The organism is Oryzibacter oryziterrae (assembly GCF_021864535.1).
In the GTDB taxonomy this organism is placed as follows: Bacteria; Pseudomonadota; Alphaproteobacteria; order Rhizobiales; family Pleomorphomonadaceae; genus Pleomorphomonas; species Pleomorphomonas oryziterrae.
In genome coordinates, this window is record NZ_JAKJIC010000003.1 from 162,694 (window position 1) to 185,061 (window position 22,368).

Sequence of the window (22,368 nt, forward strand, 5' to 3'; positions counted from 1 at the left end):
ATCTTATACGTGTAAAAATCTGTGACATGACCAAGCCGCAAATTGTCTGGTAAAGAGAAACATGCGCAACTGGACAAATAAATCCACAATTTCTATATATAGTAACTGCCTGAAGACTCAAAGAAGAGAACTGACTGCCTAACTCAGATTATGGATATACACGGCCATGCAATTCTTGAGTGTTAAAGATTTTTCATGCATTGAGCAAGCCGATTTTGAAATAAATAGGCTTACGGTGTTTATCGGCCCACAAGGCTCTGGGAAGAGTGTTATTACGAAATTACTATATTTCTTTTCAGATATTCTTAGAAATATACTATCTTCTACGGAAGATGAGGTGAATTATAACGAGTTCATAAAATCATTGGAAAAATCATTCTGCTCTTGGTTCCCGCCTCAAGCGTGGGGTAGCAAAAAGCTACTAATCAACTATATGGATGGAGACTTCAACTGTAGAGTGATGAGAAGAATAAAGACAGGAAAGCTTTCGGATGAAGTTGGAATTACGCTGAGCGCCTGGGTTAAAGAATTCTACGACAGCTCAAGTGAGTCTTTCCACGATGCTCGCATGCAGGCGACTGGTCTCAAATCGGCGGAACTGGGGGGGGCACCTTACGAGTGGGAGTTCGCCCTACGTGTTCGAAGCAAGATCGAGCGGGATTTGGAGCGTCGGGTGGATGGATACGCTGGCTTCAACCAGACCTTTATCCCTGCTGGTCGAGCCTTTTTCACTAGTATTGGCAGGTTAGTGGCTGGAATCGAGCATGCCGGTAGTCTCGACCCTGCAACCATGAAGTTTGCGCGGCTTTTTGCGGGCTGGCGTGACCATGCCAATACATACTTTGGGGCGGCCGGGATAAAGGACCTAGCCGAAGCCAGAAAGTCCGCTATGCTCGGTCTGTTTAACGGCACAATTCAAAATAAAAGGGATGCAGAATATATTGAAATGGCCGATGGAAGGAAGGTTCCGTTTGCATCTCTCTCGAGCGGACAGCAAGAGATGCTGCCTATTTGGTATTTTCTTGACAACCTGATGACCGTAGATGCGCTTAGATCGTCAAGGATGAATAAAAATAGCGCACCGGAGAAGTCAACTATATATATAGAGGAGCCAGAGGCTCACCTTTTCCCGTCTTCTCAAGCTCTGCTGCTTGATATGTTAATTGCGCGCGTTATTGGAGCAAGTGCAGGTGCTCAGAGACGCCTTATTCTCACGACACATAGTCCATATATAATGTCGCGCCTAAATGTTTTACTTAAAGCGGGGCAGCTCGGTAAAAGAAGGCGACGGATAAAAGAGATAGGAGACGTGATTCCGAAAGAATCTTGGGTCACAACTGAGGAGATATCTGTGTTTAGTATTTCAAATGGAAAGGTAAATTCCATTATTGACGAAGAGGAGGGGCTCATAGATGCAAGGTTTTTGGACTATATTTCGGATGTTATATCCGAAGATTTCTCAAAACTTTTAGATATTGAAGGGTGAGATAAATGAAAAATTGCGTTGAATTAACAAATGTAAGTCGAATTAGGTTCGAAGAAAACGGCAGAAAGGTAATATTTAACAATGAGGATAGATCCTTGTGTACAAAGGGGAGAATAGATGGATGTATTATTACAGAGGGCATAAGGTCTGATTTCTTCATATCAAATGAAGAAGTTTCTATTTTAATCGAACTAAAAGGTAAAAACATAGCGCACGCACGGGATCAATTATTCGCTACTGCTAATAACGAGAAGATGAAGGGGTTTATTCGTAATAGACTTGGGTTTTTGGTAATATGCTCAAAAGTTCCGAGTGCTACTACGACATCGCAAATTGCTGCGCAAAAAGCAAAGAGAGAGTATAATGCAAAATTTAAGGTCTTTACAAAGGAACGAGAATTGTCTTTCGCGGATTTTATTTAGTATAACTTGTTTTGAATATGTATTCACTCACTTTATGTTCTTAGTGATTTTGTATAGTTTAATATAAATAAACTGATGCTCGATCTTGAAAATATTTATCTTTTACATATTTTTATCTATTTTGTAATTCGAGAAAAAATTGATATTTGAACTATATTTGATATGTGGCTTAAAATTTAGTCTATACATAATCTAACTCATATTTGGGTGTTAGTCTATGATTTATTGTAGGCTGCTAGCGATTGACGTTGAGATCTTTGGCGGCAACGCCAAATCCTCTTATATCCAGCAGAGCGGCGCTCAAATTTGAAAGCCTGCTGTTCTGATTTATTTCTCGGGGATAGCTGAGGTAACGGTTGGGGTGTTGTGTGACGATGACTCCCTGCCTACCAGTTCCCCTCCCTTCCCACATCCCCACGCCTGCGCTATGTCCTGTTCCACGCAGTTTTCCGGACAGGTCTTGCCATGTCGTCTCTTCCTCCTCCCCCGTCTGCCGCGCTGACCGAGCCCGATCGGGTGCGCATTGTCATTGGTGTGTTGATCGCCATGTTCCTGGCGGCGCTGGACCAGACCATTGTCACGCCGGCCATGCCCACCATCGGGGCGGCGCTGGGGGGCGGGTTGTGGCTGAGCTGGATCGTGTCGGCCTATTTTCTCACCTCGACGGCGGTGACGCCGCTGTTCGGCAAGCTGGCCGATCTCAAGGGGCGGCGGCCGGTGCTCTATGCCTCGATCGGCATCTTCCTTGTGGGGTCGGTGGTCTGTGCGCTGGCGCCGTCCATGGCCGTGCTGATCGGCGGGCGGGCGATCCAGGGGATCGGCGGCGGCGGGCTGATGGCGGTGGTGCAGACCATCATCGGCGACGTGGCGCCGCCGCGCGAGCGGGCGCGCTACATGATCTACATCTCGACTCTGTGGGCGGTGTCCAGCCTGGCCGGGCCGGTGCTCGGCGGGGTGCTGGCGCAGCATGTGCACTGGTCGATGATCTTCTGGATCAACCTGCCGATCGGATTGGTCGGCTATCTCATGAGCTCGCGGGCCCTGCAGAAGCTGCCCGACGTGCGGCGGCCGCACAAGCTCGACGTGCTCGGCGCGCTGATGGTGATGGTGGCCACGGTGCTGCTGCTCCTGGCGCTCACCTGGGGTGGCACGGTCTATCCGTGGAACTCGCTCGTCATCATCGTGCTGATCTGGCTGTCACTCTTCCTGTTCGGCTTCTTCGGCTGGTACCAGCTGCAGCCCGAGGAGCCGTTGCTGCCGCCGCGTGTGCTGGCCAATCCGGTGGTGGCGCAGGCCTGCTCGGCCATCTTCTTCTCCATGGCCGGCTTCGTCGGCCTGTCGGTGTTCTTCCCCGTCTATCTTGAACTGGTCGAGGGGCTGGGGGCGGCGGCGTCCGGTCTGGCGCTGGTGGCGCTGATGGGCGGCACGGTTGCGGGTGCCAACGTCTCCGGCCGGCACATGCGCCGCTCGGCCCACTACAAGCGGATAGCCGTGCTCGGCAGCTTCATTGCCTCGGTGTCGCTGGCGCTGCTCGGCGTGCTGGCCGATACGGTGCCCTTCCTGGTGATCGAGGCGATCGTCGCGGCCGCCGGCTTCGGCCTCGGCACGCTGTTCCCGGTGGTCATGGTGTCGGTGCAGAATGCGGCCGAACCGCGCGACCTCGGCGTGGCCACCGCGACGCTCGGCTTCCTGCGCTCGCTGGGCTCGGTGATCGGCATTGCCGTGCTCGGCGCCATCCTCGGCACGGCCGGCGTCTCCTCGCACATCGGCGAGGCGCATGGCGCGCTTGTCGACGCCGCCCGGCTGCAGACGGTGGAAGCCTTCCGCTGGCTGTTCTTCGCAGCGGCCCTGTCGCAACTGGTGTCGCTGGCACTGCTGCTGCGCATGGAGGAAAAGCCTCTGCGCGGACATGCGCCGCCGGTGCCGGCGGGCGAGGGCTGAGTGGAGTTTGCCGCCGGTCGTGGCCGTCGGTTATCCCCGCTGTTGCCCGACAAGGAGCTGATCACGCCTCAGGCGACACAAGCGCGACATTGAAGGGCGACTTCATCGAGGCTGAAGCGACGAAAGGGCGACATTGGCGCCGCCCTTGTCACACCAAAATCAGGCCTGGCTGATGCCATTCAGTGTCAGTAGCGCGCTCATGCGGGCGGCGGCTTGCTCGGGGTCGACGATCAGGCCGGCGCCAGCGGCGAGGCGGAAGATGTCCGCATAGTGCAGGATCGAACGGGCCGACTGCTGGCCGCCGATCATGGTGAAGTGATCCTGGTGGCCGTTGAGCCAAGCCATGAAGATCACTCCGGATTTGTAGTAGCGGGTCGGCGCCTCGAAGATGCGCCGGGAGAGCGGCACGGTGGGGGCGAGGATGGCGTGGAAGGTCGCTTCGTCGCCATGGTCCAGGGCGGCCAGCGCCGCAGCGGCCGCCGGGGCGATGGCGTCGAAGATGCCGAGCAGCGCGTGGCTGTGCCGCCGGTCATCGCCGGCGATCAGGTCGGCGTAGTTGAAGTCGTCGCCGGTATACATGCGCACGCCCTCGGGCAGACGATCGCGCAGCGCCACTTCCTTGTCGGCGTCGAGCAGCGAGATCTTGATGCCTTCCACCTTCTCACGGTGGCGCTGGATCAGCCAGACAACCGTCTCAAGTTGCTCGGAAAAATCGCTTGATCCCCAATAGCCGGCGAGTGCCGGATCGAACATGTCGCCGAGCCAGTGCAGCACCACCGGTCCCCGGCATTGGTCGAGGATCCGGTCGTAGACGCGCAGATAGTCGTCCGGCCCGCGCCCGAGTTTGGCCAGCGCCCGGCTGGCCATGACGATGGCCCGTCCCCCAAGCCCCTCGATGAATCCGACCTGTTCCTCATAGGCGGCGATGACGTCGGCGAGCGTCTTGGCGTCGGCGGGGGCTAGGTGGTCCGTGCCGGCTCCCGAGGCGAGGTCGGCACCCGGAACGGTGCGAGCTTCTGCGATGGACCGGGTGATCAGCTCCTTGGCTCCCGCCCAGTCGAAGCCCATGCCGCGCTGGGCGGTGTCCATGGCTTCGGCGATCCGGAAGCCGAGACCCCAGAGGTGATGGCGGAAGGCCATGGTGGCGTCCCAGTTGATCGCGGTTGTCTGCCACGGGTCGACGGTGCGCAGGGGATCGGCCACCACATGTGCCGCCGCATAGGCGATGCGGCTGCGACTGGGGGCACAGGTGGCAGGGAAGGCAGACGGCTTCGGCAGGGTGAAGTCTGCGAGGCGACCGCCTGAATCTGGAAGGCGGATGGTGGCCGGCATGGGCGTCTCCATCTACGGGAATTTGCGTGAAGATGTTGGATCGTTCCAAATTTGTCAATCTGCTGGAAGACGATGAGATCGTCTGGAAAGTGGGGTGGAAGCGCTTGAACGGGGTCTGATGACCCATAAAATTATGATAAAACAATGAATTAGGCGTATATCCTGAAAATTGGATTCCGACCTTTGATGTTGTGAATCTGATTCAACTGGCTGTCTGATGGTGACTTGACGGCGTCTGAAGTCGCGATTATCGTTCTGGAACGTTCCAAATTCATCCTCAGATTCAGCTTGGGTCGATCTTCATGCGTGGTGTGGTCTCCGCTGCCGAGGTGGCGAAACTTATCCAGGATCGGGCGGTGGTCACCGTGTCCTCGTCGTCGGCGCTGGGCTGTCCCGATGCCGTGCTTGCGGCCATTGGTGCCCGCTTCGAGGCGGAGGGGCATCCCCGTGGTCTCACCACATTGCACCCGATCGCCGCCGGCGACATGTGGGGTGTGCGGGGTATCGATCATATCGCCCGCGACGGTTTGCTGGATACCGTTCTGGCCGGCTCCTATCCGTCCGGGCCGTCCTCGGCAGAGCCGCCGGAGATCTGGAAGATGATCGGCGACGACCGCGTCGCCGCCTATAATGTGCCCTCCGGCATCATGTTCGACATGACGCGCGAAGCCGCCGCCAAGCGGCCTGGCGTGCTCACCAAGGTGGGCCTCGATACCTTCGTCGATCCGCGTCGGCAGGGCTGCGCCATGAATGCGAAGGCGGCGGCGCAACCCATTGTCGAGGCGCGGCAATTCGACGGTGAGGAGTGGCTCTACTTCAAGGCCATTGCGCCGCAGGTGGCGATCATCCGCGCCACCACCGCCGACGAGCGCGGCAATCTCACCTATGAACACGAAGGCGCCTATCTCGGCCCACTCGACCAGGCACTGGCGGCGCGCAACAATGGCGGCATCGTCATCGCGCAGGTGAAGCGGCTGGCGAAGGCGGGGTCGTTCAAACCGCAGCAGGTGCATGTGCCGGGCATCCTCGTCGACTATGTAGTGGTGGCGCCGGACCAGAAGCAGACGACGCAGACCGTCTATGAGCCGGCGATTTCCGGCGAGATCTTCCGGCCGTTGTCGAGCTTCGAGGTGCCAGCTTTCGACATTTCCAAGGTTATCGCCCGGCGCGTTGCCATGGAACTCAAGGACGGCATGGCCTGCAACATCGGCTTCGGCATCTCGGCCAATGTGCCGCGCATCCTTCTGGAAGAGGGGCTGCATGGCGCGGTGACCTGGGTGATCGAGCAGGGCGCCGTCGGCGGCGTTCCGCTTCTCGATTTCCAGTTCGGCTGCGCATCGAATGCTGAGAGCTTCCTGCCAAGCCCTTACATGTTCAACTATTTCCAGGGTGGTGGCTTCGACTGCTCGCTGCTGTCCTTCCTGCAGATCGACAAATATGGTTCTGTGAATGTGTCGAAGCTCGCCGTGCGTCCGCATGTGACGGCGGGGGCGGGCGGCTTTGTCGACATCACCGCACGGGCGCGCAAGATCGTCTTTTCCGGCTTCTTCAATGCCGGGGCCAAGATTGCCGTGCGCGACGGCAAGGTGGTGATCGAGAAGGAAGGCAAGGTGCTGAAGATGGTGGAGGAGGTCGATCATGTGTCCTTCTCCGGTCGCCGGGGTACCGCACAGGGGCAGGACGTCACCTATGTGACCGAACGCTGCGTGATGAAGTTGAAGCCGGAGGGGGTGACGGTCACCGAGATCGCACCGGGGATCGATCTCGAGCGCGACATTCTCGGCCAATCCGCCTACGCCTTGCAGGTCGCCGACGATCTCAGGGAGATGCCTGCGGTGCTGTTCCGGGACGAAGTCATGGGTCTCACGCTCGGTTGAAGCCTTTGGTGAAGCCTGGTGCAGCTTTGGTTCGGGGCGTGAAAATCCGGATTCAACTGCCTGTGTGGCTGATTCCGGTCTGTCTACTAAGTAACTGATATCAAAAATAAAACTCTCTTCTCTCTCATGTGGATTCAGGCACTTGCTGTTTTGAATCTGCTTCGGCAGCCGCGCTGAGCTTGAGACAAAGAGTCTGGAACATGTCCGTTATCCTGATGCGGAGAGTCAGGGTCCGGTCTTGGAGGATCAGGTGATGACCGTGCATGTCGATCTCAGCAGACTGAAGGAAGCCGCCGCCGGGCCAACCACTTACCGGATGTTGATCGACGGACGCTTCGTCGATGGCGTCGAGGGTAAGGCGGGCGGTCGCGTTTCGCCGGGCCATGGCGTCGAAGTCAGCCGCTATGCCTTCGGGACCGCCGCTGATGTGGAGCTGGCAGTGGCCGCCGCGCGCCGGGCCTTCGAGGCGGGAGCCTGGGCGCGCATGAAGGCCGGCGACCGCGCCGCTCTGCTTCTCAAGGCCGCCGACCTGATCGACAGCCGGCGGGACGAGATTGCCCGGCTGGACGCCATCGAGTCCGGCAAGCCCATCAGCCAGGCGCAGGGCGAGGTGGCCGGTGCCGCCGACATCTGGCGCTATGCCGCGGCGCTGGCCAGGACGCTGCACGGCGAGAGCTATGCCAACCTCGGCGACGACATGCTGGGGCTGGTGCTGCGCGAGCCGATCGGCGTGGTGTCGCTGATCACCCCCTGGAACTTCCCCTTCCTGATCATCGCGCAGAAGCTGCCTTTCGCGCTGGCTGCCGGATGTACCGCGGTCGTGAAGCCGTCCGAGATGACGTCGGCATCGACGGTGGTGCTCGGAGAGATCCTGATGCAGGCGGGCTTCCCTGCCGGCGTGGTCAACATACTCATGGGTACCGGCCCGGACGTGGGGGCGCCCATGGTCAGCCATCCCGGCGTCGACATGGTCTCCTTCACAGGCTCGACCCGCGTGGGCAAGGCCACCATGGCCACGGCGTCGCAGTCGCTCAAGAAGGTGGCGATGGAACTGGGCGGCAAGAATGCCCAGGTGGTGTTCCCCGATGCCGATCTCGAAGCGGCCGTCGACGCTGCCGTGTTCGGTTCCCTGTTCAACGCGGGCGAATGCTGCAACGCCGGCAGCCGGCTGATCATCCACAAGGACATCGAGGCCGACTTCCTGGCTGCCTATCGGGAGCTCGCTGCCCGCGTGAAGGTGGGCGATCCGCTCGATCCCGATACCAAGGTGGGCGCCATCATCTCTGCCGATCATCACGCCAAGATCACCGGTGCCATCGGCGCAGCTGCCGATGAGGGTGCTGCGCTTGCTCTCGATGGCCGCATTCCTGCTGCCAATTCCAGTCAGTATCTCAACCCGACCGTCGTTCGCAACGTGAAGCCGGAGATGGCGATCGCGCGCGAGGAGGTTTTCGGTCCGGTGCTCTCTGTCCTTTCCTTCTCGAGCGAAGCCGAGGCGGTCTCGCTTCTCAACGCCACAGACTACGGCCTGTCGGCGGGGGTGTGGACAAGTAATTTGGATCGGGCCATTGGCGTGACCCGTGCGGCCCGTGCCGGCACCGTCTGGATCAACACTTTCATGGATGGCTATCCCGAGCTTCCCTTCGGTGGCTACAAGCAAAGCGGCCTCGGTCGCGAACTCGGCAAAGGCGCGGTTGAGGATTACACCGAGACCAAGACGGTGCAGATGCATCGCGGGCCGCGCACCGGCTGGTGGGCTCCGCGAGGCTGATGATGGATCGCTCGCCCGACATCGTGGTGATCGGATCCGGCATGGGCGGGGCGACCTTCGCCGCCGGCCTGGCCGGGCGCGGCTTGCGCGTCGTCATCCTGGAGCGGGGCGAGCATCTGAAGGCCGCGCCTGAAAATGCCGATGCCCGGGCGATCTTCCAGCGCGGGTACTTCCGTCCCCGTGAGACCTGGGACGACGGGGCCGGTCGCCCCTTCAACCCCGGCAATTACGCCTATGTGGGCGGCAATACCAAGTTCTATGGCGCGGTGCTGATCCGCTATCGCGAGGCGGATTTTTCCGCTCTGGAACATGCGGAGGGCCTGTCGCCTGCCTGGCCGATTTCCTATGCCGATCTTGAGCCTTGGTATGGGGCGGCCGAGCGTCTCTACGAGGTACGCGGCGAGGCTGAGCTCGATCCGACGGAGCCGCCGCGCTCGTCGGATTATGCCCATGGTCCCGTGCCGGACGAACCGTCGATCGCCGAGGTGCGGGAGCGGATGGCGGGGGCCGGGCTCAAGCCGTTCACCTTGCCGCTGGGCATGGACATCGAGCGCTGGCTGAAGCACGCGGCGGTGCCCTGGGACGCCTTCCCAAATGTGGACGACGGCAAGTCGGACGCGGAAACCTGCGGCCTGAAGGTGGCGCTGAGCGATCCGGGTATCACTCTGCTGACCGGTGCCCGTGCGACGCGGCTGGTCACCGGTCCTGGCGGGCGGATCGAGGCGGTCGACTATGAGAAGGACGGCGAGACCATTCGGCTGGCGCCCCGCCTCGTGGTGCTGGCGGCGGGCGCGGTGCAGTCGGCGGCGATGCTGCTTGCCAATGGCTTGGCCAACCGATCCGATCAGGTCGGCCGCAACTTCATGAACCACAATGCGACGGCGCTGATCGCCATCGACCCGCGTTTCCGCAATCGCTCCGTCTACCAGAAGACCCTGGGACTGAACGACTTTTACTTCAACGACGGCAACGGCGGGCCGCCGTTGGGCAATGTGCAACTGCTCGGCCGGGTCACGGCGCCGATCCTCAAGGCAAATGTGCCTTTTGCGCCCGAATGGGGCCTGAAGATCGTCGCCGATCATGCCGTCGACTGGTACCTGATGAGCGAAGACCTGCCGCATCCGGACAGCCGCGTGCGTGTCAACGGCAGCCGGATCGTACTCGACTGGCAGCGGACCAACTGGGGGCCGCATGTGCGGCTTGCCAAGGTGATGGCCGAACGCTGCCGCGCTGCCGGCTTTCCCCTTGTCCTGACAAAGACTTTCGACCGGAAGACGCCGAGCCATCAATGCGGGACGGTGCGCATGGGAGACGATGGCGCGTCGTCGCCGGTGAACACCCATGGCAGGGCGTGGGACCATCCCAATCTCTATGTGGTCGACGCTTCGGTGCTGCCGACTTCGGCGGCCGTCAATCCGGCGCTGACGGTGGCGGCGCTGGCGCTGCGGGCGGCCGATCACGTGCTGCGGCATGAACTTGGAGGGGCGTCATGACCAGGCCCGTTGCTCTGGTAACCGGTGGACGGCGTGGTATCGGCCGGGCCATCGCGCTCGAACTTGCGCGCAACGGCCACGATGTGGCCATCGCCGACATGGCCGATGACGGGGCCGCGGAGGTGCTGGAGGCGATCGCGCAAGCGGGCGGGCGAGGGATGTTCGCGCGCTTCGACCTTGGGGATCTCTCGACGCATGCCGGATTGCTCGACGCGGTGACGGAAGCGTTGGGGCCGGTGGACGTGCTGGTCAACAATGCTGGGCGCGGTGCGGTGCAGCGGGGCGATCTCCTTGATCTGACGCCGGAAAATTTCGATGTCGTTATGGATGTAAACCTGCGCGGCACCGTGTTCCTGACACAGACCGTGGTGCGGCAGATGTTGACGGCACGGCCCCGGCATCGGCGGTCGGTAATCACGGTCACCAGCGTTTCGGCGGCGGCGGCCAGCCCGGAGCGCATGGACTATTGCGTTTCCAAGGCGGCGCTTTCGATGTTTGTCGCCAATCTCGCGCTGCGTCTGGCAGGCGTTGGGATCGGCGTGTTCGAGGTGCGGCCTGGCATCATCGCCACCGACATGACGGCGGGCGTGCGGGAGAAATACGACGGGCTGATCGCCGGCGGTCTGGTGCCGCAGGGGCGTTGGGGGGAAGGCGAGGACGTGGCCCGTGCGGTGGCTGCGCTTGCCTCCGGCGCCTTCGGCTTTGCCCAGGGACAAATCGTCAACGTTGACGGCGGGCTGACGATCGCAAGACTTTGAGGGAGTTGAGGAAATGGTCGACTATATCATCGTCGGCGGCGGGCCTGCCGGCTGTGTTCTGGCTAATCGCCTGAGCGAGGATCGCGACGTCAGCGTGCTGCTGCTGGAAGCAGGCGGCTGGGATTGGCACCCCTTCTTCCACATTCCCGCCGGTTTCGCCAAGATGACCAAGGGCATCGCCAGCTGGGGCTGGTCGACGGTGCCGCAGCGGCACATGCAGGGGCGGGTGCTCTGGTACACGCAGGCCAAGGTGACGGGCGGCGGTTCGTCGATCAATGCCCAGCTCTACACGCGCGGCAACCGGCTCGACTATGACGAATGGGAAAGCCTGCACGGCTGCACGGGGTGGGCCTACAAGGATTGCCTACCTTATTTCAAGAAGTCCGAAGGCCACGAAAGCCTTGAAAATGAATGGCATTCCAAGGGCGGGCCGTTGGGCGTTTCCGCGCCGCGGGCGTTGAAGCCGATCAACGAGGCTTTCTTCCGGGCGGCGGAGCAGGCCGGCATTCCCTTCAATGCCGACTTCAACGGTGCGACGCAGGACGGCATGGGCCCCTACCAGCTCAGCCAGCGGAATGGACGACGGTCCTCGGGGTCCACGGCCTTTCTGAAGCCGGCGCTGAAGCGGCCCAATCTCACGGTGAAGACCGGTGTGCAGGTGCTGCGGGTCGTGGTCGAGAAGGGGCGGGCGATCGGCGTTGAATGTGCGGCCGCCGGCGGGCGCTCCGAGGTGATCCGCGCCGAGCGCGAGGTGCTGGTGACGTCAGGGGCGATCGGGTCGCCACGACTGTTGCTTCTGTCGGGCATCGGGCCGGCCAACCAGTTGAAATCGATCGGTATTCCTGTGGTGCACGACCTGCCGGGCGTGGGCGCGAACCTGCATGATCATCTCGATCTCTGTGCCATCGCCGAGTGCACGGGGGAGCATACCTATGACAGCTATGGCAAGCCGCATATGGCGGCGATGGCGGGGCTGCAATATCTGCTGACCCGGCGGGGGCCGGCGGCGTCGGCTTTGTTCGATACGGGCGGATTCTGGTATGCCGACAAGGATGCGCGGTCGCCGGATATCCAGTTCCATCTGGGCATGGGTTCGGGCATCGAGGCGGGGATTGCCAAGCTCAAGAACAATGGGGTGACACTCAACACGGCCTATTTGCGCCCGAAATCGCGCGGCAGCGTCAAGCTCCGGAGCGCGGATCCCAAGGATATGCCGCTCATCGATCCCAACTATTGGGCGGAGCCGAGAGACCGGGAGCTTTCGATCCAAGGCCTTAAGATTGCTCGCGAAATTTTCCGGCAGAAGGCTCTGGAACCCTTCATTCAGGCCGAACGGGTGCCGGGACCGGGGGCGGTTTCGGACCAGGATCTGTTCGAGTATGGCTGCAAGATGGCCAAGACCGACCACCATCCGGCGGGCACCTGCCGCATGGGATCGGATGCGGACTCGGTGGTGGATCTGGAACTGAAAGTTCGCGGAATTCAAGGGCTTAGAGTGTGTGATAGCTCGATCATGCCGGCGGTGAACTCCTCCAACACGCAGGCGCCGACCTACATGATCGGCGAGCGGGCGGCGGATTTCGTGCGCGGCAAGGCCTCGATCGCCTGATCTGTTGCCAAGTGCTTGACACCAAAGGGATTATCGCCTTTTGCTCCGATTGTGTGGCAAATGGCGATAATTCCTTTGATTTCAACTGGCTAGCATGCACTTCTTGGGAAAGCTTGTGTTTTGGCGTGTGGAGCCAATCCCCTTCCAATCCGAACTCCCGGAGCCCCTGTCATGATCCTGCATTGCGTGTTTCTCCGATTTCCCGCGGGCTTTCCGGAGGCTTCCAAGCAGGCGCTTTATGATGAGGTGGCGCGGTTGCAGGCGGTTGTGCCGGGGATGATTGGCGTCAGAAGTGGGGCCAACATGTCGCCGGAAGGTCTCGCCAGGGGCTTTGAGGACGGCTTCATTGTCACGTTTAAGGAACGCATGTCGCGTGACGCCTATCTCGTCCATCCCCAGCACGTTGTGGTTGGTGACAAGATTGTCGCAGCGACGGAAGGCGGGCTCGACGGGGTATTCGTTTATGATCTTGAGTTGGCCGATCTTCCGACCTGATGGAGTTGCCCGTGACGTCGCCTCGCGCCCGTGCCTTTCTCAAGAGCCTCTATGATGCCGCCGTGGCTGCGGCCGATCCGGACAAGGTGATCGGCACCTATCTGCCCAGACCGGTCAAGGGGCGGACGGTGGTGGTGGGCGCTGGCAAGGCGTCGGCGGCAATGGCGGCGAGCTTCGAGGCAGCCTGGGAGGCCAAGGGCTATGGTCCGCTCGAAGGGCTGGTGGTGACGCGCTATGGCTATGCCCATCCGTGCAAGCATATCGAGATCGTCGAGGCGGCCCATCCGGTGCCGGACGAGAAGGGGGCCGCTGCCGCCGGTCGCATCTTCGAACTGGTGTCCGGTCTTGGGCCTGACGACCAGGTGGTGGCGCTGATCTCGGGCGGCGGTTCGTCGCTGCTGTCGCTGCCGCCAGAGGCAGTGGGGACGGAGGTCAAGCGGGCGGTCAACAAGATCCTGCTGAACTCCGGGGCGACCATTCACGAGATGAATTGCGTGCGCAAGGCGCTGTCATCGATCAAGGGCGGACGGCTTGCCCAGGCGGCGCATCCGGCGCCGGTGCATTCGCTGGTCATCTCCGACATTCCCGGTGACAATCCGGCGCTGGTGGCGTCCGGGCCGACCATTCCTGATCCGGCGACCGCTCAGGATGCGATGGCCATCGTCGAGCGCTATCGCATGGATCTGCCGGAGGCAGCACTGGCCTGGCTGAAGACGGCGGGAGCCAGTTCGCCTAGACCTGAGGATCCGGAGTTTGCGGGCGACACCGTGTCGACCATCGCCGCGGCGCAGATGTCGCTGGAAGCGGCTGCTGCCGTTGCCCGCTCCGTGGGCTATGCGGTGCATATCCTCTCCGATTCCATCGAAGGGGAGGCGCGGGATGTGGGCGCCGTGCATGCGGCGATCACCCATCAGATCATTGCCAAGGGACAGCCGTTCCAGAAACCTTGCGTGGTGCTGTCGGGCGGCGAGACGACGGTGACCGTGCGCGGCAAGGGCGGACGCGGCGGGCGCAACGCCGAGTTCCTGCTGGCCTATGCCATCGGGATCGCCGGCCTCAAGGGCGTTTCGGCGCTGGCGGCCGATACCGATGGCATCGACGGCACCGAGGACAATGCCGGCGCCTATTGCGACGGCGCGACCAGCGCACGGCTTTTTGATGCAGGGCTCTCGCCCAAGGGATTGCTCGCCGCCAACGATGCCTATACAGCCTTCAAGTCGATCGACGATCTGCTGGTGACCGGGCCGACCCGCACCAATGTCAACGATTTCAGGGCAATTCTCATTGAGTGATCCCATTGATCTGGCAGCCCGCCTGCCGTCCCCCGACCGCCTCGCGCTCTTTCTCGACATTGACGGTACGCTGATCGGCCCGAGCCACGGCGACCGGGATCGCGGCATCAAGGCCGAGCAGATCGGCCTGCTGCAGGAGCTGCGCGCGCTGCTCGCAAATGCCGTGGCCGTTCTCACCGGACGATCCATCGAGACCGCCGACCCGTTGTTCGTGCCGCATGTGCTGCCCATGGCCGGCCTGCAGGGCTGCGACCGCCGCTTTGCCGACGGACGGCGCGTGCTGCCGGTGACCACCGATGCCCAGCGTCGGGCCATGGAGGCGGTGGCCGAGGCGATCGGGCCGCGCTATCCGCATATCGAGGTGGAGTGGAAGCCGGGCGCCATGGCGCTTGTCTATGTGGAAGGCGAGACGGATGCGCCGGAGGCGGCCGAGATCGCCCGCAAGCTGGTGGCGCCGCATTTCAATGTGATCCTGGGGCGTGTCGCCATCGACATCGTGCCGCCGGATGCCAGCAAGGGCACGGCGCTGAAAGCCTTCATGGCGACGGCACCTTTCGCCGGCCGCGTCCCCGTGCATTTCGGCGATGACGTTCCCGACGAAGTGGCCTTTGCTGCAGCGCGGGAACTGGGCGGGTTCGGCGTCACCATCGGCCGCGCCGTGACCGGCATCGATCGTTATCTGCCGCATCACAATGCCACATGGGACACGTTGGCCGCCTATCTCGCCCGCTGGAAAAAGTGAACGGGCATAGGAATTTCCGTCTGCCTTGGCCGTTATCCCTCTCGTATGCCCACTTTCCCTTAAGTGACATTACGGGGATTTAACTTGTGGGTGCGCTGCACACTCAGGGAAGATTTCCCTGTCAGCCAAACACAGGAGGATGCAATGGCCTGGACTGCTCCGAAATGCGAAGAACTCTGCGTCGGCATGGAAATCAACATGTACTTCCCGCCGGAAGTCTGATCTCCGACGTTTCATGGATCTTCGGTGACGAACGATCGTGAAGGGCAAGAGGCCGCTCCCTCGCGGCTTCGCGCTCTGGTCCTCGGGGCTGCGGCTGGCGGGGGCTTTCCACAATGGAACTGCAATTGCGCCAATTGCGTGGATGTGCGGCGCGGTGTGCCGGGGCTGACACCTCGGACCCAATCCTCGGCAGCGATCAGCCCGGATGGGCGGGCTTGGGCGCTGCTGAATGCGTCTCCCGAAATCACCTTGCAGCTTCAGCGCAATCGCGCCCTGCATCCACATGATCCGGCTCTGGTCGGTGGGCGGCATAGCCCCGTGCATACGGTGTTGATCACCAACGGCGACGTGGATCACATGTCCGGCCTGATCGGCTTGCGCGAAATGCAGGCCGTCCGGGTGCTGGCGACGGCGGAAATCCTGTCACTGATCGAGCAGAACCCGATCTTCGGCGTTCTCAATCGCTCGGTGGTGAGTTTTGAGGCCATCCGCCTGGAAGAACCCTTCGAGCTGGTGCCCGGCGTCAGGGCGACGGTGTTTGCCGTACCGGGCAAGGTGCCGCTCTATCTCGAGGGCGAGACGGTAGTCACCGATCTCGTCGGCGAGCAAACGGTGGGCGTGGAGATCGAAGGATCGCAAGGCGAGCGCCTTTACTACATTCCGGGCTGCGCGCGGCTGACGCCGGCGCTGAAGGCGCGGATCGCCGGGGCGGACGCCGTGATGTTCGACGGCACGCTCTATGACGATGACGAAATGATCCGGCAGGGCGTCGGGGTGAAGACCGGTGCCCGCATGGGACACATGGCCATGGGCGGTTCGGACGGGACGGTTCAGGCCTTCAAGGACGTGGCGGTGAAGCGCCGTGTCTTCGTGCATATCAACAACACCAATCCGGCCTTGAGAGAGGGATCGCCCGAACGACGCACAGTCGAGGCGGCGGGCTGGGAAGTCGGCTACGACGGAATGGAACTTCAGCTATGACCCAACGTGCCCTTACCCCTGATGAACTCGAAGCCGCCCTCCGGCAGATCGGCGCCACGCGCTATCACAACCTGCATCCCTTCCACAAAAAGCTGCACGGCGGGGACTGCAGCCTCGACCAGGTGCGCGCCTGGGCGCTGAACCGCTATTGCTATCAGGCGATCATTCCGCAGAAGGATGCGGCACTGATGGCGCGCTGCGAGGACCGCGATTTGCGCCGCGAATGGCTGCATCGCATCACCGATCACGACGGCCTTGAGGGCGAGGAAGGCGGCATCGAGCGCTGGCTGGTGCTGACCGACGGCCTCGGCTTCGATCGCGACTATGTCATCAGCCGCGAGGGCGCGCTGCCGGCGACCAAATTTGCCGTGGAGGCCTATCGCCACTTCGTGGCCGAGAAGAGCCTCTTGGAGGCGGTGGCCTCGTCGCTGACCGAGCTGTTCGCGCCCAAGATCCACGAGGAGCGGATCGTCGGCATGCTGGAGCACTATGATTTCATCAACGACAGGGTCGTTGCCTATTTCCGCCGCCGGCTCGATCAGGCGCCGCGCGATGCGGCCTTCGCGCTCGACTATGTCAAGCGCAATGCGGTGACGGTGGAGCAGCAGCGGCAGGCCTTGCGGGCGCTGACCTTCAAGACGGAAGTGCTGTGGGCGCAGCTCGATGCGCTGTGGATGGCCTATGTGGTGGGCATGCCGGCCCCGGGGGCCTGGGCGCCCGGCGAGGGACTGCGTGCGATCGAGGCGGCTGCCTGATGGCCGGGCCAGAGCGCCTTGCGGACACCTCCATCCCGCGCCTGCCGCGCGGGGTGCGGGTTCGCTTCGATGCCGTGCGCGGCACGCACATGCTGCTGGCGCCCGAACGGGCGGTGCGGCTAGATGCGATCGCCGCGGCAATCCTTGGCGAGACGGACGGGGTGCGTTCGGTCTCCGAGATTGCCGAAGTGCTGGCGGGCCGCTATGGCGCGCCGGTCGGGCAGGTGCTCGGGGACGTGCGCGGGTTTCTCATCGGGTTGATGGACAAGCGGATGGTGGAGGCCGGGTGAGGGCTTTGGGTAAGTCGATCAGGATGTCAACCTTGTAGGGGCGTCGAGCCGGTGCCCCCCTCTCCAACTCTCCCCCTCAAGGGGGGAGAGAGTGCCGATTGGTTCAGATCAGAGCTTGTTGGCCTTGAAGGTTCTGGCTGGAAGTGCCGACAATCCCTCTCCTCCCTTGAGGGGGAGAGTTGGAGAGGGGGGTAGGTCCGGGGGGCTATTTGCACAAGGTGCGAAGTGACAGGACGCTCGGGACGCACTGGGACTTTGTTCGACCAAAGGTTTGTGGGGGCAGAAGCGTTGAGCCTGTACCCCTCTCTCCAACTCTCTCCCGCAAGGGGAGAGAGGGTTCGGCTTGGTTCACGTCATAGACTTTGAAGGCTCTGGCCGGACACACCAACATTCCCTCTCTCCCCTTGCGGGAGAGAGTTGGAGAGAGGGGTAGACCAACGGAAACCAAGTTGGCCCCATTCATTCAGGAAACAACCACATGAACATCGCCGCATCTCCCGCCACTCCGGTCACCAAGGTTGTTGCGCCGCCGCCAATGGCGATGCTGGCGGAGTTGACGCATCGGTGCCCGCTGAAATGTCCCTATTGTTCCAATCCGTTGGAGCTGGTGAAGCGGGCCGATGAGCTTTCCACCGAGCAGTGGATCGACGTGTTCCGGCAGGCGGCGGCCATGGGGGTGCTGCATGTGCACTTCTCCGGTGGCGAGCCAGCGGCACGACGGGATCTGGAGGAACTGGTCAGCGCTGCCAGGGAGATGGAGCTTTACACCAACCTGATCACCTCGGGCGTGGGACTGACGGAGGCGCGCATTCGCGACCTGTCGGATCGCGGGCTCGATCACGTGCAGCTGTCGGTGCAGGGGACGGACGCGGAGATTGCCGACAAGGTGGGCGGCTATCGCGGCGGCTTTGACCACAAGATGAAGGTGGCCGGCTGGCTGAAGGACGTCGGTCTGCCGCTGACGCTCAATGCGGTGATGCATCGCGCCAACCTGCACAAGATCGATGAGACCATCGAACTCGCCGTGCGGCTCGGAGCGCGGCGGCTGGAAGTGGCCAACGCGCAGGTGCATGGCTGGGCGGTGAAGAACCGGGCGGCACTGCTGCCGACGCGTGCCATGGTCGACGCCTGCACGGCATCTGTCTTGGCGGCGCGCGAGCGGCTGAAGGGCGTGCTGGTGATCGACTATGTGCCGCCCGACCACCACTCGGTCTATCCCAAGGCCTGCATGGGCGGCTGGGGCAAGGTCGGCATCAACATCGAGCCGGACGGCAAGGTGCTGCCCTGCCACGCGGCGGCGACCATTCCGCACCTGACCTTCGACAATGTGAAGGACATGCCGCTCGGCTGGATCTGGGCGGAGTCCATGGCCTTCAACGCCTATCGCGGCGACGCCTGGATGCCGGACACCTGCCGATCCTGCGAACGCAAGGGCGTGGATTTCGGCGGCTGCCGCTGCCAGGCGATGGCTTATGCCGGTGATGCCGCGGCCATGGATCCCATGTGCTCGAAGTCGCCGCTGCACGGTGAGCTGCTGAAGACGGTGGAGGTGGAGAGCCTGGATGCGGCGCCGCCCGAGTATGTGTACCGGATGTGAGGGTGGATTGCCCAGGCAATGTGCGGTATCTTAGCTCTATTAGCTAAGCGGAGATCGCCATGCAGGTCACAGTCCATACGGCGAAGACCAATCTGTCACGCTTGATCGAGGCCGTACAGGCTGGCGAGGAAGTGATCATTGCTCGCGGCAAGGAACCGGTTGCCAGGCTGGTGGCCATCAAGGCCGCGAAGTTCAAGTTCGGGCTGCTCAAGGACCAGATTGCCAGTCCGCCGCCGGATTTTCTCGAACCGCTTGACGCGGACGAACTCGATGCCTGGGACGGCAAACCGTGACGACCTTGCTGCTCGACACGCATGCCTGGGTCTGGACGCTGCTTGACACTCCCGCTCTACCAGCCGGCGTACGGCGGCAAATCGAGGCGGCTGACAGGATCCTGCTCAGTCCCATTTCCTTTTATGAGATCGGCCAGAAGGTTCGCCTCGGAAAGTGGCCGGACATGGCGCCGCATGTGGACGGCTTGCGGGCCATGGCCGAGGAGCAGGGGGCGATGAGCGCGCCTCTTTCGTGGGATGTGGCAATGCTCGCAGCCCGGCTCGACTGGTCGCATCGCGATCCGTTCGATCGCGTTTTGGCTGCAACATCGATCGCGATGGGCGTCCCGCTCGTTTCAGCGGATGCCGTATTCGACGAACTGACCGGTTCCGGACGGATGCTGCCGCGGATCTGGGAGTGATCCCGCCCGCCTTCAGCCCACCTTCACCCGCACATAGGTGGTGTCGTCGAAATAGTCGGCGCCGTCGGCGAAGGGGCGGGAGCCCTGGGTGAGGGTGACCATCAGCGGGTCGGCGTCGCGGATGCGGGCGAGGTCGGCGAGGCCGTCGGCGAGCGTGGCGGCGGGGCTCAGAAAGCCGTCGGAGCAGAGGACGAATTCGCCGGCGCCGGCGGTGGAGGTCACCTCGATGAAGCGATCGGGCACGGGCGTGCCGCAGATGGCGCCATAGGCGAGGGGATCGGCGATATCCTTGTTGAGGAAGGCGTGCTGCAGGCTGACCAGCGGCATGAAGGGCTGCTGGAGGGTCGGAATCCTGCGCTCGGCTTCGACCGTCGACACGCCGAGGGCGATGCGCGCCTTCACTACGGCGCAGCGGAAGGCATAGGAGACCTTGTCGATCTCCTTCTCGCCGGCATAGTCGCGCTGATCGATGCGATAGTGGCAGTCGCCAATGCGCCAGACTTCCTGGCGGGCGCGGTTCCAGACGACGACCGCGGCGGAGGGGCGCATGATCGTCTCGTCCGGCCAGGGATGCATGCGGGCTGCCAGACGGGCGGTGGCGGCATCGACGAAGGCGCGGGCGGTGGCGTCGGCCGGCAGGGCGAGCAGCGCTTCCACCACGCATTCGGCGGCGACGATGCCGCCGGCCTTGCCGTTGATCGGGCCCGAGGAAGTGGCACCGTCGACGACGGCGACGAAGTCATCGGTGACGACGAGCCGGTCCTCCTTCTTGTCCTCCGAGCCTTTGCCGCTGGCACACAGGGATTCGACGACGGTGAAGGCGGCAGAGTGGGACATGGGGATCGCTTCGGCTGGAGACAGGTGGGTCAAAGCCCCGGATCGGCAAGCGATGCCAAGGCCTTGGCGCAACACTAGTCCGCCAATCATGTCGATGGTGTGTCCCTTTGCCAAGCCCGTTCGCGCAATCAGATGTCCTTGCCGTCCTTGCCCGGCTCACCGCAGCGCCATTTGACGATATGGTATTTGGGGTGGTTGCCGGCCCATTGGGCCAGGAAGGGCTGCGCCCAGGCGTAGCACTGGCGGATGCTGACCGCCTCGGCCACGGGCACGGCCTTTTCCTCGCAGATGGCAGGATCGGACAGCAGGCAGGCGGTGATCATCAGGTTGACCGGGTCCATGGCTCGTCTCCTCAAGGGGACGGCAAAAGCCGTCATCCCTCTCATACGAAGACCGAGCCCGGACGGTTCAGGCCGAGCGCGATTTCCGTTCGGAAATCATAGGAAAAAGCTGACAAGATAGGTCGCCATTTTGCGCGCCTTCACCGGGTGAAAGGTCGCGCTCATCGTCCGGGGATAGGGAATTTCACCCTATTACTACAGTTGCAACATTTGTGATGCCGGTCTGCAAGAGGCAATTTTCTGCGCTTCGGTGCTCACGTACTCAAATGTACGCTCCGCTCCGATGCTCGAAAATCACCCCTTTCGCCACGGCCTGACAAATCAGCAACTGTCGTGCTAGGCGACCTTGCCGCTGATCTTGGGCAGAAACTCCGCACCGCGCTTCAGCCAGAAGGCATGCAGCGCTTCGGCGGCCGGCAGCAGGCGCTTGTCGGTGCGGCGGACCACGAACCAGGTCTTCATGATCGGCAGCCCGACCACGTCGAGGATGACCATGCGACCGGCCTCCACTTCCGGGGCGATGGTATGCGAGGAAATGAAGGAGATGCCGAGGCCGGCCATCACCGCCTGCTTGATGGTTTCGTTGGAGCCCATCTCGAACTCGCGCAACTCCCGACCGCCGGTGTACTCGCTCATCAGCGCGTTGAAGCTGTTGCGCGTGCCCGAGCCCGCCTCGCGGACGAGGAAGATCTCGTCGAGCAGGTCGCGCGGGTCGATGTCGCGCTTGCCCGCGAGCGGGTGGCTAGGGGAGGCGATCATCACCTGGGGGTGGCCGCCGATGGCCTTGGATTCCACGTCGAACTCCGCCGGCGGACGGCCCATGATGGCCAGATCCACCTCGTAGTTCTTGAGCGCGAGGATGGTCTCGTCGCGGTTGCCGACGAAGAAGTTGATGTCGACCTTGGGCCGCTCCTGACGGAAGGCGGCGAGCGCCATGGGCGCGAAATACTTGGCGGTGGAGACGACGCCGATGGAGACGCGACCGGAGCCGGCTTCCTTGAGTTCGGCGAGCGCGCTGCCGCATTCGTTGAGCAAGGCCTCGATGCGGGCGAGCGTGCTGGCGATTTCGGCTCCGGCGGAGGTGGGGATGAAGCGGTCCCCGACTCGCTCCACCAGCGGCATGCCCACGAGGTCTTCCAGCGCCTTGACCTGGGCGGTGATGGCAGGCGGGGTCACGTTCATGGCCGAGGAGGCCGCGGTCACCGTGCCGGTCTTGATGACGGCCGACAGGAAGCGCAATTGCTTCAACGTGGTATGGCGCATGATCGTGTTGTTGCCTTCCCCGGTCCCTGCGGGACTGTTGTTTCCATTGGTCGCAGTGCGAATCTGTGGTCTTGACGGAATCGCGTTCGACATTAGGACATGACCTTATGTAGTCACGGCCTTAGTCTAGATGTGCCATGACGGGGTGGTTGTCCATTGTGATGATCGTC

General features: G+C 62.1%; 19 protein-coding genes and 1 pseudogene. 16 read left to right on the forward strand and 4 right to left on the reverse strand.

The window, feature by feature from the left end; genetic code table 11:
- Positions 1 to 166: 166 nt before the first annotated feature.
- Both L2I41_RS05240 and L2I41_RS05245 read left to right on the forward strand, forming a co-directional pair.
- Positions 167 to 1,486, forward strand: a complete 1,320-nt coding sequence (locus L2I41_RS05240; RefSeq protein WP_237152457.1) for an AAA family ATPase — start codon at positions 167 to 169, stop codon at positions 1,484 to 1,486.
- Positions 1,487 to 2,373: 887 nt separating this feature from the next.
- Positions 2,374 to 3,849 (forward strand): MDR family MFS transporter, encoded by a 1,476-nt coding sequence (locus tag L2I41_RS05245; RefSeq protein ID WP_237152458.1) that lies wholly within the window; start codon positions 2,374 to 2,376, stop codon positions 3,847 to 3,849.
- Positions 3,850 to 4,008: 159 nt separating this feature from the next.
- Here the strand turns inward: L2I41_RS05245 and L2I41_RS05250 are convergent, their stop codons facing one another.
- Positions 4,009 to 5,181: a dihydrodipicolinate synthase family protein gene (locus L2I41_RS05250; protein WP_237152459.1), complete on the reverse strand. Its 1,173-nt coding sequence runs from the start codon at positions 5,179 to 5,181 to the stop codon at positions 4,009 to 4,011.
- A gap of 302 nt (positions 5,182 to 5,483) precedes the next feature.
- Between L2I41_RS05250 and L2I41_RS05255 the strand changes: the two genes are divergently transcribed.
- From L2I41_RS05255 to L2I41_RS05325, 14 genes and pseudogenes are all read left to right on the forward strand, one after another.
- On the forward strand, positions 5,484 to 7,058 hold the full coding sequence (locus L2I41_RS05255; RefSeq protein ID WP_237152460.1) for an acyl CoA:acetate/3-ketoacid CoA transferase: 1,575 nt from the start codon (positions 5,484 to 5,486) through the stop codon (positions 7,056 to 7,058).
- A gap of 253 nt (positions 7,059 to 7,311) precedes the next feature.
- Complete coding sequence (locus L2I41_RS05260; protein ID WP_237152461.1) at positions 7,312 to 8,829, forward strand: aldehyde dehydrogenase family protein; 1,518 nt, start codon at positions 7,312 to 7,314, stop codon at positions 8,827 to 8,829.
- A gap of 2 nt (positions 8,830 to 8,831) precedes the next feature.
- Positions 8,832 to 10,322 (forward strand): GMC oxidoreductase, encoded by a 1,491-nt coding sequence (locus L2I41_RS05265; RefSeq protein WP_237152462.1) that lies wholly within the window; start codon positions 8,832 to 8,834, stop codon positions 10,320 to 10,322.
- The gene (locus L2I41_RS05270; protein WP_237152463.1) at positions 10,319 to 11,080 is read left to right on the forward strand and encodes a 3-ketoacyl-ACP reductase; all 762 of its coding nucleotides are present in this window, start codon (positions 10,319 to 10,321) and stop codon (positions 11,078 to 11,080) included. The genes L2I41_RS05265 and L2I41_RS05270 overlap by 4 nt, the downstream gene beginning before the upstream one ends.
- 13 nt (positions 11,081 to 11,093) lie before the next feature.
- Entirely contained in the window at positions 11,094 to 12,689 is a 1,596-nt protein-coding gene (locus L2I41_RS05275) for a GMC family oxidoreductase (RefSeq protein WP_237152464.1), read from the forward strand.
- Positions 12,690 to 12,860: 171 nt separating this feature from the next.
- Positions 12,861 to 13,184 carry a Dabb family protein gene (locus L2I41_RS05280; RefSeq protein WP_237152465.1) on the forward strand — a complete coding sequence of 108 codons (324 nt, stop codon included), beginning with the start codon at positions 12,861 to 12,863 and terminating at the stop codon, positions 13,182 to 13,184.
- Complete coding sequence (locus L2I41_RS05285; RefSeq protein ID WP_237152466.1) at positions 13,184 to 14,476, forward strand: glycerate kinase type-2 family protein; 1,293 nt, start codon at positions 13,184 to 13,186, stop codon at positions 14,474 to 14,476. The genes L2I41_RS05280 and L2I41_RS05285 overlap by 1 nt, the downstream gene beginning before the upstream one ends.
- On the forward strand, positions 14,469 to 15,218 hold the full coding sequence (gene otsB, locus L2I41_RS05290) for a trehalose-phosphatase (RefSeq protein WP_237152467.1): 750 nt from the start codon (positions 14,469 to 14,471) through the stop codon (positions 15,216 to 15,218). The genes L2I41_RS05285 and otsB overlap by 8 nt, the downstream gene beginning before the upstream one ends.
- Before the next feature lie 144 nt (positions 15,219 to 15,362).
- The gene (pqqA, locus tag L2I41_RS05295; RefSeq protein ID WP_237152586.1) at positions 15,363 to 15,440 is read left to right on the forward strand and encodes a pyrroloquinoline quinone precursor peptide PqqA; all 78 of its coding nucleotides are present in this window, start codon (positions 15,363 to 15,365) and stop codon (positions 15,438 to 15,440) included.
- A gap of 24 nt (positions 15,441 to 15,464) precedes the next feature.
- Positions 15,465 to 16,421 carry a pyrroloquinoline quinone biosynthesis protein PqqB gene (pqqB, locus tag L2I41_RS05300; RefSeq protein WP_237152468.1) on the forward strand — a complete coding sequence of 319 codons (957 nt, stop codon included), beginning with the start codon at positions 15,465 to 15,467 and terminating at the stop codon, positions 16,419 to 16,421.
- Positions 16,418 to 17,466, forward strand: a pseudogene (pqqC, locus tag L2I41_RS05305) (pyrroloquinoline-quinone synthase PqqC). Before pqqB ends, pqqC begins: the two are co-directional and overlap by 4 nt.
- A 478-nt stretch (positions 17,467 to 17,944) precedes the next feature.
- Positions 17,945 to 19,063, forward strand: coding sequence for a pyrroloquinoline quinone biosynthesis protein PqqE (gene pqqE / locus L2I41_RS05315; protein WP_237152471.1), 1,119 nt, complete (start codon positions 17,945 to 17,947; stop codon positions 19,061 to 19,063).
- Positions 19,064 to 19,122: 59 nt separating this feature from the next.
- Positions 19,123 to 19,356 (forward strand): type II toxin-antitoxin system Phd/YefM family antitoxin, encoded by a 234-nt coding sequence (locus L2I41_RS05320; RefSeq protein ID WP_237152472.1) that lies wholly within the window; start codon positions 19,123 to 19,125, stop codon positions 19,354 to 19,356.
- Complete coding sequence (locus tag L2I41_RS05325; RefSeq protein WP_237152473.1) at positions 19,353 to 19,757, forward strand: type II toxin-antitoxin system VapC family toxin; 405 nt, start codon at positions 19,353 to 19,355, stop codon at positions 19,755 to 19,757. The genes L2I41_RS05320 and L2I41_RS05325 overlap by 4 nt, the downstream gene beginning before the upstream one ends.
- A 12-nt stretch (positions 19,758 to 19,769) precedes the next feature.
- Here L2I41_RS05325 and L2I41_RS05330 read toward each other — a convergent pair whose 3' ends face one another.
- The 3 genes from L2I41_RS05330 to L2I41_RS05340 all read right to left on the reverse strand — a co-directional run bounded on the left by L2I41_RS05330 (position 19,770) and on the right by L2I41_RS05340 (position 22,198).
- Positions 19,770 to 20,594, reverse strand: a complete 825-nt coding sequence (locus L2I41_RS05330; protein ID WP_237152474.1) for a hypothetical protein — start codon at positions 20,592 to 20,594, stop codon at positions 19,770 to 19,772.
- 128 nt (positions 20,595 to 20,722) lie between these two features.
- Positions 20,723 to 20,935: a hypothetical protein gene (locus L2I41_RS05335; RefSeq protein ID WP_237152475.1), complete on the reverse strand. Its 213-nt coding sequence runs from the start codon at positions 20,933 to 20,935 to the stop codon at positions 20,723 to 20,725.
- Between the two features lie 336 nt (positions 20,936 to 21,271).
- Positions 21,272 to 22,198 (reverse strand): LysR family transcriptional regulator, encoded by a 927-nt coding sequence (locus L2I41_RS05340; protein ID WP_237152476.1) that lies wholly within the window; start codon positions 22,196 to 22,198, stop codon positions 21,272 to 21,274.
- Positions 22,199 to 22,368: the final 170 nt, after the last annotated feature.